The organism is Paenibacillus pabuli, from assembly GCF_039831995.1.
GTDB classification, from domain to species: domain Bacteria; phylum Bacillota; class Bacilli; order Paenibacillales; family Paenibacillaceae; genus Paenibacillus; species Paenibacillus pabuli_C.
The window spans coordinates 1,283,401-1,302,686 of sequence record NZ_JBDOIO010000004.1 but is presented as its reverse complement, the minus strand read 5'-3'; the positions used below and the strand labels follow the sequence as shown (position 1 = coordinate 1,302,686).

Here is a 19,286-nt window from a genome sequence, read left to right as displayed (position 1 = left end):
ATCATATGGTAATACGAAAACAACAAAAGCACTGCTTCGTAACTTTGAAGCAGTGCTTTTACTATTACACAGGCGTTAGTGGCGGTGTTTGAGACACCTTTTTCCGCTCTTCTCTTTTTTGTTTATCCAACTGCTCATCATAGAACTTCGTGTTCCATCGACTGAAAAACTCTGTACCTGCTGCAACACCCGATAAATACAACGCTGTACTTTCCTGCACGGACAGATTGAACTGTGTCGGCTTAACGCCCAGGGTTGGTATTTTAATCGTACGGAAACGGTTAATCTGTTCAATATATCGCTCATCATGCGCTGTAAGCATCGTCTCAACCAATGCCTGCAGCATGCTTAAAGGACCTTTAATTCTGCTCGGCTCCCCTTCCGTCTTGCCAACCAACTTGAAACCGACCGTGGGAATAATATCTCCACCACGCGCCGTACGTTCCCCATCAAACAGCCATAATGGAAAATTACTAAGCAATCCTCCGTCCACGACATACACGAACTGATCGGGAAAACGCATGCCTTTGGACATCACGGGCGATTTGCGTATGGCCACTGGATCGAAAAAATACGGGATACTACAGCTCATTCGTACGGCCTTGGCCACTTCGAACTTATCAGGATCAATACCGAACCGCCGTATATCATCTGGAAGTACCAGAAAGGTTCCGTTGGAGATATCCGATGCGGTAATCAGAAGCTTGCCTGGTGGCAGGTCCGCGAATGTTCGGATCCCTTTCTGTTTGAGCATATTGCCGATCCATGATTCAAGTGCTTCACCAGAATATAAACCCTTTTTCAAAAACAGCCTTGCTGCCGGTCCAATCCAGCGTATATCAAATATGGGTGAACGCCGCAGTAATGAGGCAAATGGCGTATTCTCAATGATGGATTTCATTTCTTCCGCGCGATATCCGGCAGCGATCAATGAAGCTACGATCGATCCGGAGGACGTCCCCGCAACACGATTGAACTGAAAGCCATAGTCCTGTGCACTCTGCACGGCCCCTGCAAGCGAAATCCCCTTTACACCCCCGCCTTCAAACACCCCATTGATTAACATATAAAAACCCCCCGTTCTCCAGGCAGTCCATTCCTACTGCCACTCTATGAGAACGAGGGTTGACCATATTACGCTGAAAATGATTTAAAGTCCATAATATGCTTTTAAATTGGCGATTAAGCCCAGTGGATTCTTCGTCAAATATTGCGAACTGAAGTAAATATCGCCTTTAATCGTATCGTATTTCTCATTGTATATGAGCTGATCAATAATTTCCTGGGAGGTCTGCCAGCCTATTTCAGGTGTACCCAGCTTATAAGGGGAGTGCCCGATATACAACTTCACGTCGGTATTAGCGACTTCGTTTGCCCACCAGTCCACCACTTTGTCATAGCGTGCTGCACTTAACGTCATACTCCAGTATACTTGCGGTGCCACATAGTCAATCCACTCCTGCTTGATCCATGTACGCACATCCGCATTCATACTGTCATATGCAGTAACTCCAGCTTTGGTATCGGAACCTGTGATATCAACAGCCTTATTGCGCCATACACCAAAAGGGCTGATTCCATACTCTACGCCTGCTTTTACTTGGTGGATACTCTCGCCCAGCTGTTTAACAAACTGATTGATGTTATCCCGTCTCCACTCGGCACGGTCTTTGGTATTCAATGTGTTATAGGCCTTGAAGGCGGCGTCATCATTGAATGCTACGTTAGAGGGATAGAAGTAATCATCCAGATGAACACCATCAATATCATATTGATTTACCACTTCCATGATGTTGTCGATAATATGCTGTCTGGCTTCCGGAATTCCCGGATTAATGTAAAGTTTGCCTGATGCATTCACGATCCAGTTCATGTGCAGTTTGGAAACATGATTGGCTGCAAGTCCGGATGTGCTTGCTGAATTGGTTGCGCGGAACGGGTTAAACCAGGCATGGAACTCCAGTCCCCGTTTGTGTGCTTCCTCAATCATGAACGCAAGCGGGTCATATCCCGGGTCCTTGCCCTGAGTCCCTGTAAGCACACTATTCCATGGTACGAGACCTGAAGGATAGATGGCGTCCGCATTGGCCCGAACCTGAACAAATACAGCATTGATGCCCATGCTTTTGAGCGTGTCGAGCTGCTGAGTGTACTCCAGCTTCTGCTTTTCTACATTTCCTTTTGCACTGGAGGAAGGCCAATCACCATTCACCGTTGAGATCCACGCACCCCGCATGTCATCCGTGCTTGGAGTACTGCCCGTGCCTCCCGGATTTGCCGGGGTAGCCGGATCGGGTGCAGGAGCATCTCCTGTTGTCAGATTAATCGTCTGTGCTGCCTGATTCCAATTCACTGTAATCCCAAGGTTTTCACTCACGAATCGAATTGGAACCATTACCCGGCCTTTCTTCAGTTCAACCGATGCATCCAAATCGACTGTGATACCATCAACCGTCGCTTGTTGGCGTCCACTGGTCATGGTGATCACCGATTCGGATTTCTTAATCGTTACGGTTCTCGAAGCCTGTGACCAAAGGACGGAAGCGCCTAATCCTTCACTAATCACACGCAGCGGGACCATCGTCACATTTACTTTGGGCAAAATGTAAGGCGATACATCCGATTCCAACCGTTGACCATCCAGATAAATATCAATTTCTTTTTGTGAAGCAGCCTGTGCACTCAGTCCAGCTGTTTGTAAGCCCAGCACGAAAATGAGCAGCAGGATCAATCCATTACGAAACTTCATCAGTACAATCCTCCATCATCATTAAAATTCTCGGCAAATTCTGCTAGTTTAATAGACGCTCCAAAGGATTGGTTAGTTGCGATAATTCACCAAATTATGGACAACAAAAAAACAGAGGGTGTCTCTCTGCCATTACAACGACAAAGTTACACCCTCTGTTTTTTGATAGTTTAAGCTCTTAAGGACCTCTGTGAATGGCCCTATGCTGCCTCAGGATTCGGTATTGCTCATGAGTTCCTGAATACTTTGAAGATCACGCAATCGGCTCTCGTCCTGACGGAAATATTCTACCAAAGATTCGATACAGGTAATGGAATCCCAACTCAGATGATGTTCGATTCCTTCCACATCCTTGTAGATATTCTCCTCCTGGACACCAATAGTCGTTAAAAATTGTTCAAGCAGATGATGGCGTTCCATTAAACGTTTCCCCATCTTTTTCCCTTTTGGAGTAAGTACCAACCCACGGTACTTTTCGTAAATCAGGTACTCGTCTTTGTCCAGCTTTTGGATCATCTTGGTCACCGATGAAGGATGCACTTCCAACCCTTCAGCTATATCTGACACACGAGCATAGCCCTTTTCATCAATCAATTTGTATATACGCTCCAAATAATCTTCCATACTGGGCGTTGGCATCTGCTTCCCTCTCTTCTCTCTGACCGGCAATATTCTTGCCTGGTCCCTATCTTATAATGATACATGTTATCAATACGCATTGGCAAGTCTTGTACGTACCAATCGCTATGTCGTTTATAACACATAGGCGCTTCTGATCCCGAACGCAAGTATTGGCAAGGTTGACTTATGCTTATGTGAGGCAAACTAAGCAAGGTTTCGTATTGAAAGGAGTGATTCCGTGAGTACAAGTGTAGCGCAGCCCCCGGTTCGCAAAGCAAAAGGTACTAAACCCTTTATTCCCGATTTGGTCTATTTTGAACCCGGTGCGCTGGAATATGAGAAGGGCAAACGGATCATGGAATGGGTGACTTCCAAGGAAATTCCATATCAGATGACCACTTCCCATAACCGGATCACCAATCTGCCTGGTGAAACCGAACAGGAAAAATACCGGATGGCGAAACGAACCTTGGTCGTAGGTGTACGCAAAACACTCAAATTCGATCAGTCGAAACCTTCAGCTGAATATGCGATTCCGATCTCAACAGGATGCATGGGCCATTGTCATTATTGTTATCTTCAAACTACGCTTGGAGCCAAACCTTATGTAAGGGTGTATGTGAACACCGAAGAAATCATTCAGGCGGCCAAAGGATATATCGATGAACGGGCACCTGAAATCACCCGGTTTGAAGCAGCCTGTACTTCTGATCCGGTGGGACTCGAGCATATTACCGAAAACTTGAGTGATCTGATCCGTTTTATGGCCGATGAGGAATACGGACGTTTGCGGTTTGTGACGAAATATCATCACGTAGATCCCTTATTAAATATCAAACATAACGGTCATACCCGCATCCGGTTCAGTGTCAATTCGGATTATGTCATCAAGAACTTTGAACCTGCTACCTCCAGGTTTGAAGAACGGATCGAAGCAGCAGGCAAAATAGCGCATGCGGGGTACCCGTTAGGTTTTATCATCGCCCCCATCATGTGGTATGACGGATGGCAGGAAGGGTACGCGGAGCTTTTACAGAAGCTTGCCGACACACTTCCGGAAGATGCCACGAAGGATCTTACTTTTGAAATGATTCAGCATCGATTTACCAAAACGGCAAAAGCCACCATCGAGAAACGATACCCCAAAACCAAACTTGAAATGGACATCGAGAAAAGAAAGATGAAATGGGGCCGCTGGGGGCAATATAAATATGTGTACAAGGATGATCAGCAGGACGCGCTGCGCGAGTTCATAACGGAGCGAATTTTCGAACACTTCCCGTTAGCAAACATTGATTACTTCACCTAAGTACTAACATCATATCTGCAGTGGTGACGATCAAAAAAGCAGGATACATGGGTCAGAATGTGCTCTGGCCTTCATGTAGCCTGCTTTGTTTATACTCGGGTATTTGTTTCAAATAATCATCCAATCCGGTGTAATCTGCTGCAGCCAAATGGTGATTTTTGTCATTTGATCCGTGAATAGCAGCACACCCAAAAACAGCATGAGTGCTCCCCCGACTTTCATCATCACATTGGAATATCGTAAGATCCAGCGTGTTGAACCGATGAAAAAAGCAAGGATGAAGAACGGTAATGCGAATCCAGCCGTATAGCCGGTGATCAAGGTAAGCCAGGTTGTCGGTTCACTCGCAGCCATCGCGATGATTGCAGTCAGGATGGGACCGATACACGGTGACCAGCCTGCCGAGAAACCTATCCCGAAAATAAAAGAACCCAGGTACCCTGCTGGTTTCCATTTCAGGTCCAGCTTGCGTTCTTTCATCAGAAACTGCGGCTTAAATACCCCTAGCAGGAATAAACCCATGAGCATAATTAAAATGGCGGATAACTGACGAATTAAATCACGATTATCATTGAAAAAGCGCCCAAACAATCCTGCTCCAAGTCCTAGCGAGTAAAAAACCGCCGAGAATCCCAAAATGAACGCCAGCGTATGCGTTAATGTTTTAAGCCGGACTTCACGCTGATTGCGATCGTCTTTTAACCTTTGTACGGTCATTCCCGTAATGTAGGATAAATACGAAGGGTACAGTGGAAGACAACACGGTGATATAAATGAAGCCAATCCTGCGACAAAAGCCAGCCACACATTAACATCAGGCATGAAGCGGTGGTCTCCCTTCCCTGGGGCTCACTTGCACGCGTATAATTATCAGGCTCGGAACCCTTTTTTTCCAATCATCGTAAGAATCAGCATCATGATAAGCAATAATACAATTGTTGCTCCTGGAGCCAGATTCCAAATTCCAGCTACCACCAAACCAATGACAACTGCAATCTCCCCGATAACGACGGAGAGAATGATGGCCGACTTGAAACTCCGTGCCATAAGCAGACTTACCGCTACAGGAATGGTCAATAGTGCTGACACCAGCAGTGCCCCTACGATTTTAATTGCGGTACTGATAACCAGAGCTGTCATCACCGTAATCAGCATGTTAAGCAATTTTACGGGCAGACCTGTAACTGCCGCAGCGTCTTCCTCAAAGCTGAGCAGGAAAAACTCCTTATGTAGCAGCGCAACAACGATGACTACAATCAGCGTTACCACTCCAACCAACTTCAAGTCGGTAGAGTCCAGTGTATAAATGCTGCCGAACAAGTAACTCATTACATCCGTATTGTACCCTTTACCTAGTGTAAAGAACAACGAAGCAAGCGCGACGCCACCTGACATGATAATAGCAATGGATAACTCGGCATAAGTCTTATATGCCTTGCGCAGCTTCTCTATGGCAAAGGATGCGAGCACAGCAAAGACAAGTCCCACTGCAATCGGATAAACCTCAATCAAAAAACCGAGGGCAACCCCGGCTATTGTTACGTGAGATAGGGTATCCCCGATCATGGACAAACGTCGCAGCACCAGAAACAGTCCAATCAGTGGAGCTGTAATACCGATCAGCAATCCTCCTGCCAATGCACGCTGAAAAAAATCACTCATTAAAATCTCCAAAACACACGACTCCTTCAGCCTTGTCTAATCTAGTTGTACAATATCATTATCGTACCAGGGCAGTAGTATGCTGCAAATTGGTCTCGGCACAATCCTCCACCTCATGCGAATGACGAACATGAAAGTTGATTTTCCCGTTGGTTGTTGCCGCTTCTGAACCAAGATAGTTCTCCATCCGGTCCATATCATGTGAAACCATCAGGAACGTCATCCGGTGGTGTTCATGCATATGGGTAATGAGCTCAAAGAAACTTGCTTGAGACTCGGCGTCAATCCCTACTGTAGGTTCGTCCAAAATCAACAAATCCGGATGATTGATAAGCGCACGTGCCAAAAACACTCGCTGCTGCTGTCCTCCGGACAATTGTCCAATCCGTTTGTTTGCCAGATCCTCGATACGCATAACCTCCAGTGCATCCGTGCACTGCTGCTGCGATTTGCGCGTCATCCGGCGGAACATATTCTTATTGTTGTACAAACCAGACATGACCACTTCCCGCACGGTTGCAGGGAACAATGGGTTAAATGCATTTTTTTGCGGGACATAGCCGATCCGTTCCCAATCCTTGAATCTACGAATCGACTGTCCGAACAATTTGATATCCCCCTGCGCTGGAGGCAGCAGTCCCACCAACATGCGCAGCAGTGTTGTTTTTCCCGCTCCATTTGAACCGATAATACCGACAAAATCCCGTTCCTTGACCATAAAATCAAGATTTTCGATCACTCGCTGGTCACCGTAAGAGAAAGATAACTTCTCAATCTCTATGATTGGATCATGACATAGTGGCATGATTTGCTGCATGGCAAAGCCGCCCTTCATTATATATAAGGATTGCAAAACGAATCCTTCAGTCTATCTTATTTTAATGCGATCAGCAGATTTTGCAAATTTTTCTCCATCAGGGTGAAATAATCATCCCCATTCGCTGCCTGTTCCTTGGTAAGTCCTTCAACCGGATTCAGCACCATCGTTTCCACACCAGCCTCGCCAGCCAATGTTTTGGCCAGTTTGTCAGATACCAGCTCTTCGAAGAAGATGTACTTGATGCCCTCTTCCTTCACAAGCTTGGACAAATTCACGATGTCCTGACCTGTTGGTTCAGCATCCGGAGATAGCCCCATGATGGCATGCTGGGTCAAACCATAATCACGTGCAAGATATCCGAATGCCTGGTGGGACACAACAATTTCCTTGTTGGAGACTTTGGATAATTCGTCGGTAAAGCGCTGATCGAGTGCTTCGAGTTTGGTGCGCAGTTCCTCATAACGCTGCTCGTAGCCATCCTGGTGATCAGGGTCTACTTCCACGAGACTATTCTTGATATTTTCTGCCATCACTATAGCCGATTTGGGACTTACCCATGTGTGCGGGTCAATGTGATGGTCTGCAACGTCTTCTGTACCTGTTTCTTCTTCCGCGTGCTCGTCTTCATGCTCTTCCCCATGGTTATGTCCATCATCGCCTTCAGCAGTCAGCAGACTGACCCCATCACTTACAGCAACAGACTTCACTTGGGTATCGCTGTTCAGGGACTTGAGAAAGTTAGGTACCCATCCTTCAAGGCCTGCACCGTTGTATAGGAACAATTGTGCTTTGGAGGTGTTCACAATATCCTGGCTCTTAGGCGTCCAATCATGGGGCTCAACGCCGGTTGGCAGCAAATTAATAACGTTTGCGTCTTCGCCGCCGATGGCCGTTGTAAATGCATATACAGGATAAAAGCTCGTGATCACGTTCACTTTGCCTTCCTCGATTTTCGCACTTTCCGAATTACTTTGTCCGCACGCCGACAACAGGAGCAAACTGAGAATAAGCATGCTGCTCCATAACCATTTGGTTCTGGTTTTCCCACTTCTGCTTGTATGCTGTATCCGGGTACCCCTGGTTTGAGTTGTTTCATTATACCGTTTCACTATTGCTTCACTCCGCATCTCTTAATCGTAAACATTACTGAAAGAATTATAGGTAACCTGAACGCAGTTGTCAAGCAGATCTGCCCTATTTATTCTCCCCCGGCGCGCAGAGTTCATAACAGTATATGCTTGTTTTCCCACGTTATTAGCAGGGCAATCAAGAGGAAAGCAAAAAAGCGACCCGATGGAGCGGGTCGCCTTCATTTTTTATTCTATCATGCATCAGACAAAATGCTTTGCTGACTTATTTTACTTGTGCACCGTTAGGCATATTGTCCGGTACCGTAGCCAGTGTTAATTGATCTCCATGAGATGCCGCCAGAATCATGCCTTGGGACAGCTCGCCGCGCAATTTTACCGGTTTGAGATTCGTTACACAAATGACTTTGCGACCAACCATCTCTTCCGGGGAATAGAACTTGGCGATCCCTGATACGACCTGACGCTGCTCATAACCGAGATCCAGCTGCAATTTCAGCAGCTTATCAGCTTTTTTGACTGGTTCACAGGCGATAACCTGTGCTACACGCAGTTCCACTTTGGCAAAATCGTCTATGCCGATTTCTTCCTTGCTCTCAGGTGCAGTTACGGGTTCGGAAGCTTGCGCAGAATCGGCAGCATTAGGCTGTGCGCCATCTGCTTGCGGTTCTGCTTTTTTACCTCCGGTCATGGCTTCAGCAATATACGCAACCTCCTGCTCCGAGTCGAGACGTGGGAAGATGGGGTCACCCTTTTGCAGAGCGTTACCCGCTGGAATCACACCCCACTGCTTAGACGTATCCCAAGCCGTAAGTTCGCCTTCCTGAATACCGAGTTGTTCCCAAATTTTATGCGGAGCGCGAGTCAGGAACGGCTGCAGCAAGATGGAAGCAATACGCAGACTTTCGATCAGGTGAGACATAACGGATGCGAGTTCATCCCGTTTCGCTTCATCGCGTGCCAAAGCCCAAGGCTGTGTCTCGTCAATATATTTGTTGCTGCGGCTAACAAATTGGCTAATCGCAGTCAGTGCTACGGAAAATTGCAGATTTTCCATCGCCTGCTCCACTTTATCCACCGCTGCACGTCCAGCTTCTTCAAGCGAAGCATCAAATTCCGTTACACCCGAAGTAAATGCAGGTGCCTTGCCTTCGAAATATTTATCCACCATCGCTACGGTACGGTTAAGCAAGTTCCCCAGATCATTGGCCAGATCCGAATTCACGCGCTCTACAAAGCTCTCTGGAGTGAATGTACCATCGGAACCGAATGGAACTTCACGCAGCAGATAATAACGCAGTGCATCCAGCCCGTAACGGTCAATCAGGGTCACTGGATCAACGACATTCCCCTTCGATTTAGACATTTTACCGTCCTTCATCAATAACCAGCCATGCGCAAATACTTTTTTCGGCAAAGGCAGGTCAAGTGCCATCAGCATGATTGGCCAGTAGATGGTATGGAAACGAACGATTTCCTTCCCTACCAGATGAACATCTGCAGGCCAGAATTGATCATACAGTGATGAATCGGATGAACCATAGCCTAGAGCCGTAATATAGTTGGATAATGCATCAATCCAGACATATACGACGTGTTTCGGATCGCCTTTGACTTTAACGCCCCATTCAAAAGTTGTCCGGGAAACAGCCAAATCTTCCAGACCCGGCTTGATAAAGTTGTTAATCATCTCGTTCTTGCGGGATTCCGGCTGAATAAAACCAGGATTCTCCTCATAATATTTCAGCAAACGATCCGCATATTTACTCATGCGGAAGAAATAGGATTCTTCTTTGACAAGTTCTACGGGGTGTCCGCTATCCGGACTCTTGGCAGCGATAATTTCGCCCTTCTCGTTCTTCTCCACATCAACCAATTGGGTCTCCGTGTAGTAGGTTTCATCAGGAATGCTGTACCAGCCCTCGTATTCGCCCTTATAGATATCTCCCTGCTTGAGCAAACGATCGAAAATATCCTGTACAACCGTTTTGTGACGTTCTTCCGTTGTACGAATAAAGTCATCATTGGAGATGTCCAGTTTGTTCCACAAATCCTTGATGCCCACAACGATGTCGTCTACAAATGCTTGTGGTGTCTGACCTTTCTCCTGTGCCTTACGTTCAATTTTCTGTCCATGCTCATCCGTTCCTGTCAGGTAACGCACCGCATACCCGCGCAGACGTTTGTAACGAGCCATAGCATCACCAGCAACCGTTGTGTACGCATGCCCAATATGCAATTTGTCACTCGGATAATAAATCGGCGTCGTCAAATAAAATGTTTTTTGATCAGTCATGAAAGACTTCTCCTCCTTCATATGTCATACTTCCTTGCGCATTCTTTGACTAAAAAAGAACACAAAAAACTCCCGCCCCTATGGGACGAGAGTAGATCTCACGTGTTACCACCCAAATTCCCCGTGCTTTTTGCAAAACACAGGCTCTGCCGGTCCTTCGACCGCCCATTAACGCTGGATCACGCCCCAGCCTTACGACAGCGTCTACATACACGTCTGCACGCTCGGAAGAGGTTCCTCCGGGACCATATTCCATCCTCCTCCCAGACCGGTTCTCAGCTCATCCGGCTCTCTGCACTGGGGGTGTGTCTGTACTTATCCCTTCACTGGAAATCATTATACGAAAAATATACTGAAATGCTGCCCTCTTTGTCAAGTCGGCAGCTGCACAGCTGCTATCTTGTCATCCCATTAAGCCGTAAATGAATCCAACTTCATCCCTCATCAGGTACCATGACTGTCTTTTCTGTCTTTGGCGGAACCAGATCAACGCCTCCCGGATGAAACGGATGGCATTTCGCGATACGCTTGGCAGCCAGCAATGAACCTTTGAATGCGCCATGGACCTCGATTGCTTCCATCGCGTAAGCCGAGCAAGTCGGATAGAAGCGACATGTAGGTGGTTTCAAGGGAGAAATATAATTCCGGTATACCCGAATGGGCGCCTGTGCCACTCTGCGGGATAACTTCATGGTTAGTGTTTCCCGTGAGCGTGTGAATGTCCGGTTGACACTTTCGCAGGAGCATGTTCCGCACAATCTTTGCAGTATCCAAACACTTCAAATTTATGGTCCACAACCTGAAACTGTTCTGGAGCATCTGCCAGCTGCATCGGACAAAAAACGATGGGATAGGTCTTCTGACATTTCAGACAGATCATATGATGGTGATGGTGATCTTCGCTGCAATGCGCTCTGAATTTAACACCGTCTTCAAAAATGACCTGCTCCAGCACACCCAAATCCTGCATTACACGCAAGTTCCGGTATACCGTGTCAAAGCTCAGCCCGCTGTAAGTCTTACCCATATATTCATAGACGTCCTTGGGTGTAAGATACCCTGGAGATTCGGCAAATAACCGGGCCAGTGTCTTCCGCTGATCCGTAATGCGAAGTCCCTGTGAGGACATGGTATTAATAATCTGTTCTGTCGACAGCATGACTTAAAGCACCTCCTGTCATACAAGCATTATGCATACATCCTAAGAGCGAATATAAATCAGCAATAAACTGGATTGCAACGGTTATGTTCGTCCAGATGCTACCCACTTGGAATAATGGGAATCACAGATGCAATGCGGATACCATGCTTGTTATTCTATTTCTAATAATGCCTCAAATTCGGATTAGAGTCAACGAAACGGCTCGCACACTGTTCATCGTCAGATTCATTAAAAAGGACCCCATTCACATGGAGTCCTTCTCTGACGGTTCAGAAGATCATTTCTTCGGGCGACTTTTGGGGTGATCGGGTATATAAGATATAAGCTTTCACTCCAAACCGTCCGTTCCTTGTTGCCTGGTCATGATTACTTCTCAGCCGGAAGCGGTGTGAACAGCAGGTTTACAGGAAGATTGCTTCCTGGTGCTGCTGAGAACAGAATGGTAACACTCTCACCATAAGAGCCTGTGCGGTAAAGTACACTTTGCTCGTTAGGAGCGCTCAAGGATTTACCCTCGGAAATTTGTACAACCTGGCCATTCACAAGTGCCACACCCGAATATTTACCACCACGAGGGTTGAACGAGATCAGCGTACGTGGTGCTACGTTATTCAGTGTAATTTTGTAAAGCACACCAAAGTTACCGGCGTTGGAGGCATCTGTGTAAGCCATTGGGTCTGTTCCGACCAGGTTTGGATCACTTGCATTATCACCAAGCGGAAGGCGGGAAGGCTTCGAGCCTACTTCTTGATCATACGTGATGACACGTGTTGCATTCGGGTATGTTCCCCGGTTGTGAACACCGTCACGATCCAGTACAGGCAGCGTAGACCATACTTCCATCGGATCTTTATTTTCTTCAATCATAATAATGTTGTAATCCAGTCTGTAATCGCTGAATACATCGGAGTACAGGGAAATGACTTGTCCCTTCTTCATCGGTAGAGCACTAAGTTCCGTAAGGATTAATTTGCTCTCTCCAGGCTGCAGGACAACGTCTAATTTACCAGTGCCTTCCTGCATGGATTGGAACCAGCGATCAATCGACAGTTTCCCAGCAACGGTAGCAAACGGAGAAGGACCCGCGAAGCCCATGTTCTGCTGCTCCAATGTCGCCGGATACATATTGTTGTTGGTAGCCACAACGTACATTTTTACGTTTTTGCCCGTATTATTCACATGGTGGATCATAAAACGTGTTTGTCCAATTGAAGATTCCTTATAGACAATCCCTTCGCTGTTAACGGTTTCCGGACTGTTACTGCGAATCAGAATGCTTTGCTCATCATAGTAAGTGTAAGGAACTTTCTCCATAGCAGGTACTTCTCCGCCATTGAAGGTGAACTTTCCACCAACCGGTGTGAACAATTGATTGAAATCGGAAAGAGTGTACAACGTTTCACCCGTGACATTGATGATCTTGGAATAGCTGTCACTCAAACCGTGTTTGTCTGTGACAGTAATGGTAATTGTCTTAGGTCCTGGGACAAAGAATGCTAGTGCGTTGTTATCCCACTCTGTTTTCTCAATTGCATTTTCATCGTCAGTGCTTTGATCAATGTATGTGATCTTTTCACCCATTTTGTACTCTTCCTTGTCTGTAGTGAACATCGCTACAGGCGGAAGATTCGGCTTTTGGACCTGGATTGTTACAGAGTACGGATCACTCCATTGACCGCTTGAATCCTGGACAGCATACGTTACCGTATATGTACCTGGTTGGTCGAACGAATCTTGACGGCCAGTCCAGCGCTCATCCACAATATCCAGTCCTTTGGGAGAACTGTATTTCGTTGTGTATGTCACGTTGTCACCGGCAAAAATTTCTTTGGGTACCGTGAAACTGGCTACCGGTTTGGTACTCAGCTTCAATACAACCGTTTTGGCGGGTTGGTTCACTGTATAAGTAATGTTGAGTGCCTGTGTAATTGAAGTCAGTGGCACCATAAACGTATTCTTTTGTTGGTAAGCAGCGCCCTTCATCGTTCTTGCTTCACCATTAACGGTATAGATTTTGCTGTTAGTTTTAAAACGCAGCTCCTCTTCCCCACTAATAATGATCGTTTCCTTGGTCGTGTTGTCGTATTTCACTTCATAGCCAACTCGGTCAACCAGCGCGCGGATCGCTACATAGGATACACCATTTTTGACGGCCATTGGCTGTCCGGCAAGATACGTCTTGCCATCCTGCACCATTTTATTGCTGTTCATGTACAGTGTCAGGTCTCCACCGGCAGTTCCGGATAATGACTGACCACTAGTGGAAGGCTCAACCTCTACAGGTGTAGGTGCTGGCACTTCTTCCTCTGTACCTTCTGCATCTTCAGATTCGGCAGGAGTTGCAGGGTCAACCGGAGTAACGTCCGTACCTGATGAATCTGTGGATTCAGGATTCGTCTCCTCGGTTGTATCGTTATCGGATGTCTGTGTACCTGATTGATCCTTTACTTCCGATTCCGCTATAGTTTGTTCTTTCTTAATAACCTCAACGGATTTAACTTTGGCTGTATTCACTGGTGTCGCATCGCTCTGATCAGCTGCCTGTGCATTCGCAGGAATGACTGCAAACGCCTGAAAAACAGCTAAAGCGGTAAGTATGGACAATTTCTTCTTCAAATTCATTCTTTTTCTTTGGCTCCTTCTGCTCCCATTTTATAAATATCCCCCTCAAAAAGTCATACTATTAGACGCTTGTCACCGGGAAAAGTTGCTAAAAATATTAGATTAGAAATGTAAAGTTTTAATAGAGCGATAACACTATGAAAATAGTTAGTTATCATTTCATCACCATTCAAAGATTCATTTGGTATCTTCAACAAAAAAAACCTCACCACTATATGGATGAACATCACCACATAACAGGAAGGTTTGTACTTGTACTTTTAATGTTCAACTTAATCGGACGGGCAAGCTTCCACTCGGATCCAGTTCACCCGTAATCATTGAGGAGAGTGCACGTACCACGGAAGGTGTATTTTCGTATGTACAGACGTAAGCTCCCGGCCGGGGAATTTCCAGCAGATCATAGGGATTACGCAAAGCAACGACAATCAATGAATGTTTCTCACTCAGCCGTTCGATCAAGTAACGCTGACCTTTGGGGAGAACTCCAGCCGAGGTGTACGTGCATACGATGACTTGATCTCCCTCCATCACACTTTGCAGAATTTGTTCTGCCTCTTCATATGACGGCTGTGTTGTTATTTTATGCTCCCGAACATGTTTTTTGTATTGCCCAAGCACCATCCCAAGTGAATCCGAATGGGACCAAGGTTCATCTACCTCTGTTCGCTGCACAACCTCGGGCCATATAACGAACACGTTTTGTTCAGGCTTTAATGGCAGTAAACCGTCATTATGCACTACGGTGATGCTCTTGCATGCAATTTCATCTAAAAGCACATCTTCCGGAACGGGCGAAAAGGAGTACTTCATACTTGATTGATCACTTGGCTGATCACCGCAGCGTTTTTGCTTCCAACTCACGACACGCTCCAACGCCTGGTCAATGATCTGCTCGTCGATGTCTCCATGGCGTACAGCTTCTACCACTGCTTCTATTGCAGCGACCTGCTCCTCTAGCGTATGACTGACCAGGATCAAATCTGCTCCGGCCTCGACAGCACGGACAGCAGCCTTCGCGACACCATATGGCTTGGAGATCGCATGCATCTCCAGGCAATCCGTAATGATAATTCCTTTGAACCCCATTTGCTCACGCAATAAACCATGTAATACGTTACGGGACAACGTTGCGGGAATGGGCTCAGGTTCAATTGCCGGGAAAATCACATGTGCTGTCATGATGGCATCCACACCTGCCTCGATAGCCTGGCGAAAAGGTAGCAGTTCCACCTGCTCCAGCCTCTCCCATTCATGCGGAACCGTAACCATGCCGAGATGAGAATCCACAGCGGTATCACCATGCCCCGGGAAATGCTTCGCTGTTGCTGCTATGCCCTGTGACTGATACCCTGCAATGGCTGCCGCTCCATGGGCGGCGACTTTTTCCGCATTTTCCCCATAGGATCTCACTCCAATGACCGGATTAAGAACGTTATTGTTCACGTCAACGACTGGTGCAAGATTCATATCGATTCCAATCCGTTTCAGCTGCTCCCCCAGAATTCGTGCACATTGATACGTATAGTCCAGGTTTCCTGCTGCTCCAAGAGCCATGCTTCCCGGTACTCTTGTAATCCCGTCTTTATCAATTCTGGCAACCATGCCGCCCTCCTGATCTACCGAGATCATAAGCGGCAGCTCACTGCTTTTTGCAGCCATCTTTTGCAATTCGGCAGACAAACGGGTCAATTGCTCCACACTCTCCACATTACGCCTGAAGTAAATAACGCCCCCCACATGGTAGTCCTCTATTAAACGGGTGATCTGTTCATCCACTTGCTGTCCATGAAAGCCGCACATAAACAGCTGACCCACCTTTTGCTCTAGTGTGAAATGTCCCCATGAGCTCATGTATGCATTTCCTCCTCTAATGAAGTGGCTTTTCTATGGCTTTGCCTGTATTCCGAAGGCTTCATATGAAAATGTTTATGAAATACTTTGGAGAAATAACGCCGCTCTTTATAACCCGTGGCTTCCCCAATCGACGTAATGCTCCATTCCGTTGTACTCAATAACAGTGCTGCAGTTTCCATCCGTTTATGGGTCATATATTCAACAAACGTAACCCCGACATGACTTTTGAATAGCTGACAAAAATAGCTTGAACTGATTCCAAGCCAATCCGCTACCTCATCGATGCCAAGGTCTTGGTCCAGATGTGTGTCCATATACTCGCATGCAGACTTAATCCATTCCGAAACCGAAGGGCGGGACGCGCCTTGTTTCTGACAGTGTCGGTATCGATCCGTGATCTGGTGATCCAAACATACGGGCTTATCGTCCACAATAATCCTTGCCTTCATTGCTGAGTCTATAGCAAACACGGCATCAAGCCTCCTTTGGATACGCTGAGCTAATTGATCTGCTCGAATCTCCCATCCAATCGAAGCCTTCAGCACAATCCCCCATTCCCCCTTGCGAATGTTAGTAATCATGCTTCCTTCTATATCTTCCGTTAAATCTCTAAGACTGGAATGGATTTCATCATGCCATTGTTGATGCTGGTCACCAGACCAGCCAATGGAATGGCGGAAGTATCCTTCTGCATCCACAAGAATCATAGTATAGCGATCAGTAGAGGGCAACGTTTCTAACGATTGCACAGGGCAGGACGACGGATTTTCCTTTTCACCCCGCAGCAGCTCGGTTACATGTTTATGTCTGATCCAGTTTTCCATCTCTATGTTGCGATGACGTTCAGACTCACTCTCCATGCGCTTCTTATGAATCTGCTCGGTTAACTCACGTAATTTGTTCTCCAAATCCGAGTAATCAATGGGTTTGCATATGTATTCATGTACATTGTAACGAATGGCCGTTCGGGCATATTCAAACTGCTGATATCCGGTCAGTAAAATAATTTCACATAACTCGCCTCGTTCACGCAGAATTCGAATAAGTTCCAGGCCATCCATGGTAGGCATGCGAATATCGCACAGCATGATGTCAGGATGACTAACAGCCACCTTATCCAGCGCTTCTACTCCGCTTCTGGCTGTGCCCGTAATTTCAATTCCCATGTCCTCCCAAGGCAGGATCAGGCTCAAATTTTCCAAAATCGGCAGTTCATCATCAACCAGCATTGCAGTCAGATTCATTTAGTCATCCCCCTGCTCATATCGTGGAATTATACATTGAATCACTGTCCCATGGCCTGGAGCAGAACATATGAAAATGCCATATCCCGCTCCGTATCGGATTCGTATACGATCCGCCACACTCCGTAAACCGAGCCCACGGCGTTCAGTCATTGAAGACAGGGACTGCTCTCCTTCTCTTGCATGCGGATGTTCCGGAGGATCCTCTGCCATGTACTCGAATCTCCCCATTATTTCCTGGGGAATGCCAAGCCCGTTATCCTCCACTTGCAGTATCAGATTATTGTGCAGCTCAAATGCACGGATTCGAAGTACTCCCTTGTACTCAATTCCCTCGAAGCCATGCTGAATGCTATTTTCTACTAACGGCTGCAAGGTCAGTTTAAGTACGGAGGAAGCATATAAATGAGTAGGGATATCCACTTCGTACATAAACAATTCACTGAATCTGTATTGCTGAATTTCAAGATAACTCTGGAGATGTCTTACTTCCTCGCCCAGTGGAATTTCCTCCTGATCCTGAATGCTGATCCGAAGAATATTGCCTAGACGGTTTACCATTTCACTGACTTTCCGTCCCTCTCCTCGCATGGCCAGCCCGTTAATGGATTCCAATGTATTAAACAGGAAGTGTGGTTTGATCTGAGCCTGAAGCACGCGCAGTTCAGCCTTCGCCTTCTGCTGCTGTTCTGCCCGGACACGGCGAAACAAACTCCCAATCCTGTCCAGCAGTTCATTGAATCCATGCGCAAGAAGCTGCATCTCATCGAATCCCTTTCCCTCTACCCGTGCGTTGAAGTCACCATCCTCCACTCGCCGCATGAAGCGGACCAATACCGCAATATTGCCGGTAATACGGTTCATAAAAAACAGGTTGAAGACCATCGCAGCAAGAAGACAGACCAGAATAATGATCACCGACCAGCCTGCAAACACATTCGTTTCAGCCGACAACGCTTCCCATGAAGTTACACTGATCAGACTCCAGCCATAGTTCTTCAGATGATACTGAGAAAGGATACTCTCTGTTCCATCAAAAACCGTCCGGATGCTGCTGAAACCAGGTCCATAACTGGCCGCGTTTACACCAAGGTTCTCCATCTTCTCCCCGCTGTACTGCCCGGATGGATCATAAACCACCAAACCTTCTTCATTAATTAATAGAAAGGATGTGTTTTGTGCGGAATCACTGATCTGCAAATGTCGGAAGATCCGATCGATCTCCCCCTTTTTGATTTGTACCACCAGAATCCCGATATTTTGAAAATAACTGAGTTCCTTGACCAGCCTGATCTGCGTAAAGACAGGATCGACGCCGGTAAGTTCGGGATACTCGAGTGGGGCAAGCCATTTGGGCACGCCGTTAAGCTGCTGGATTTCCTGGAATAAGGGATGTACCTTGAATTGCTGAAAGGGAAGCGCTTCAAAATTTTCCTTGGTGAATATGGAGACGATCTGATTGTTCTCGGACGAACGCAAATCATATAAGAAAGCATAGCTAATGAACGGATAATTATATAGAAGAGAACGGAAATTGCGCTGACTGGCATTGAGCGATAATTGATTACCTGTCCCAAGATCCTGCTTGGTCGGGTCCTTGGCGTTAAGTGCCATTTGAAATACCGACGTGGCGATCCCGTTATCCGTGACATTGTTTATCTGCTGAAAAACATTTTCGATATTGTAACTAATGGCCTGGAGGGCATATTCGGCCTGTTGGTTGTATTTCTTCTCAATTGTATGTGAGGTAACCAGGAACATCCCGATACCCAGTGCACACATCGGTACAATAATTAACAGCAGAAATGCCAAGGCCAGCTTCATGCGCAAGTTCATATCCGTTCTCCCCAATAACC

Annotated in this window: 15 protein-coding genes; 1 reads left to right on the top strand and 14 read right to left on the bottom strand. The window is 46.6% G+C overall.

Going from position 1 to position 19,286, the window contains the following annotated elements:
- Positions 1-64: 64 nt before the first annotated feature.
- The 3 genes from ABGV42_RS25435 to mntR form a co-directional block, all read right to left on the bottom strand.
- Positions 65-1,066: a patatin-like phospholipase family protein gene (locus ABGV42_RS25435; RefSeq protein WP_347384220.1), complete on the bottom strand. Its 1,002-nt coding sequence runs from the start codon at positions 1,064-1,066 to the stop codon at positions 65-67.
- Between the two features lie 84 nt (positions 1,067-1,150).
- The gene (locus ABGV42_RS25430; protein WP_347384219.1) at positions 1,151-2,749 is read right to left on the bottom strand and encodes a family 10 glycosylhydrolase; all 1,599 of its coding nucleotides are present in this window, start codon (positions 2,747-2,749) and stop codon (positions 1,151-1,153) included.
- Positions 2,750-2,959: 210 nt separating this feature from the next.
- On the bottom strand, positions 2,960-3,388 hold the full coding sequence (gene mntR, locus ABGV42_RS25425) for a transcriptional regulator MntR (RefSeq protein WP_347384218.1): 429 nt from the start codon (positions 3,386-3,388) through the stop codon (positions 2,960-2,962).
- A gap of 220 nt (positions 3,389-3,608) precedes the next feature.
- On the opposite strand from mntR, the gene splB reads away from it, so the two are divergent.
- Complete coding sequence (splB, locus tag ABGV42_RS25420) at positions 3,609-4,679, top strand: spore photoproduct lyase (protein ID WP_347384217.1); 1,071 nt, start codon at positions 3,609-3,611, stop codon at positions 4,677-4,679.
- A gap of 108 nt (positions 4,680-4,787) precedes the next feature.
- Here splB and ABGV42_RS25415 read toward each other — a convergent pair whose 3' ends face one another.
- The 11 genes from ABGV42_RS25415 to ABGV42_RS25365 form a co-directional block, all read right to left on the bottom strand.
- Positions 4,788-5,501, bottom strand: coding sequence for a cytochrome c biogenesis CcdA family protein (locus ABGV42_RS25415; RefSeq protein ID WP_347384216.1), 714 nt, complete (start codon positions 5,499-5,501; stop codon positions 4,788-4,790).
- Positions 5,502-5,549: 48 nt separating this feature from the next.
- Entirely contained in the window at positions 5,550-6,353 is an 804-nt protein-coding gene (locus ABGV42_RS25410) for a metal ABC transporter permease (RefSeq protein WP_095290395.1), read from the bottom strand.
- A 46-nt stretch (positions 6,354-6,399) separates the two neighbouring features.
- On the bottom strand, positions 6,400-7,158 hold the full coding sequence (locus ABGV42_RS25405) for a metal ABC transporter ATP-binding protein (RefSeq protein WP_095359392.1): 759 nt from the start codon (positions 7,156-7,158) through the stop codon (positions 6,400-6,402).
- A 56-nt stretch (positions 7,159-7,214) separates the two neighbouring features.
- Positions 7,215-8,174: a metal ABC transporter solute-binding protein, Zn/Mn family gene (locus ABGV42_RS25400; RefSeq protein ID WP_347384491.1), complete on the bottom strand. Its 960-nt coding sequence runs from the start codon at positions 8,172-8,174 to the stop codon at positions 7,215-7,217.
- A 340-nt stretch (positions 8,175-8,514) separates the two neighbouring features.
- A complete protein-coding gene (metG, locus tag ABGV42_RS25395) occupies positions 8,515-10,545 on the bottom strand; it encodes a methionine--tRNA ligase (protein ID WP_347384215.1) in 2,031 nt (676 codons plus the stop codon).
- A gap of 434 nt (positions 10,546-10,979) precedes the next feature.
- Positions 10,980-11,237 carry a membrane protein insertion efficiency factor YidD gene (gene yidD, locus ABGV42_RS25390; RefSeq protein WP_347384214.1) on the bottom strand — a complete coding sequence of 86 codons (258 nt, stop codon included), beginning with the start codon at positions 11,235-11,237 and terminating at the stop codon, positions 10,980-10,982.
- A gap of 2 nt (positions 11,238-11,239) precedes the next feature.
- Entirely contained in the window at positions 11,240-11,704 is a 465-nt protein-coding gene (locus ABGV42_RS25385; RefSeq protein WP_239300395.1) for a Fur family transcriptional regulator, read from the bottom strand.
- A 369-nt stretch (positions 11,705-12,073) separates the two neighbouring features.
- Positions 12,074-14,329 (bottom strand): stalk domain-containing protein, encoded by a 2,256-nt coding sequence (locus ABGV42_RS25380; RefSeq protein ID WP_347384213.1) that lies wholly within the window; start codon positions 14,327-14,329, stop codon positions 12,074-12,076.
- A gap of 267 nt (positions 14,330-14,596) precedes the next feature.
- Entirely contained in the window at positions 14,597-16,183 is a 1,587-nt protein-coding gene (gene nagZ / locus ABGV42_RS25375) for a beta-N-acetylhexosaminidase (RefSeq protein ID WP_347384212.1), read from the bottom strand.
- Positions 16,180-17,430, bottom strand: coding sequence for a response regulator (locus ABGV42_RS25370; protein ID WP_347384211.1), 1,251 nt, complete (start codon positions 17,428-17,430; stop codon positions 16,180-16,182). The genes nagZ and ABGV42_RS25370 overlap by 4 nt, the downstream gene beginning before the upstream one ends.
- Complete coding sequence (locus tag ABGV42_RS25365; RefSeq protein ID WP_347384210.1) at positions 17,431-19,266, bottom strand: cache domain-containing sensor histidine kinase; 1,836 nt, start codon at positions 19,264-19,266, stop codon at positions 17,431-17,433.
- Positions 19,267-19,286 lie beyond the last annotated feature (20 nt).

Bases quoted from the DNA above. Each gene is read 5' to 3' on its own strand.
- ABGV42_RS25385 (WP_239300395.1), bottom strand. From the start codon at position 11,704: ATGCTGTCGACAGAACAGATTATTAATACCATGTCCTCACAGGGACTT.
- ABGV42_RS25430 (WP_347384219.1), bottom strand. From the start codon at position 2,749: ATGAAGTTTCGTAATGGATTGATCCTGCTGCTCATTTTCGTGCTGGGC.
- nagZ (WP_347384212.1), bottom strand. From the start codon at position 16,183: ATGAGCTCATGGGGACATTTCACACTAGAGCAAAAGGTGGGTCAGCTG.
- metG (WP_347384215.1), bottom strand. From the start codon at position 10,545: ATGACTGATCAAAAAACATTTTATTTGACGACGCCGATTTATTATCCG.
- ABGV42_RS25365 (WP_347384210.1), bottom strand. From the start codon at position 19,266: ATGAACTTGCGCATGAAGCTGGCCTTGGCATTTCTGCTGTTAATTATT.
- ABGV42_RS25405 (WP_095359392.1), bottom strand. From the start codon at position 7,158: ATGCAGCAAATCATGCCACTATGTCATGATCCAATCATAGAGATTGAG.
- ABGV42_RS25400 (WP_347384491.1), bottom strand. From the start codon at position 8,174: ATGCTTATTCTCAGTTTGCTCCTGTTGTCGGCGTGCGGACAAAGTAAT.
- mntR (WP_347384218.1), bottom strand. From the start codon at position 3,388: ATGCCAACGCCCAGTATGGAAGATTATTTGGAGCGTATATACAAATTG.
- ABGV42_RS25380 (WP_347384213.1), bottom strand. From the start codon at position 14,329: ATGAATTTGAAGAAGAAATTGTCCATACTTACCGCTTTAGCTGTTTTT.
- yidD (WP_347384214.1), bottom strand. From the start codon at position 11,237: ATGAAGTTATCCCGCAGAGTGGCACAGGCGCCCATTCGGGTATACCGG.
- ABGV42_RS25370 (WP_347384211.1), bottom strand. From the start codon at position 17,430: ATGAATCTGACTGCAATGCTGGTTGATGATGAACTGCCGATTTTGGAA.
- ABGV42_RS25435 (WP_347384220.1), bottom strand. From the start codon at position 1,066: ATGTTAATCAATGGGGTGTTTGAAGGCGGGGGTGTAAAGGGGATTTCG.
- ABGV42_RS25415 (WP_347384216.1), bottom strand. From the start codon at position 5,501: ATGCCTGATGTTAATGTGTGGCTGGCTTTTGTCGCAGGATTGGCTTCA.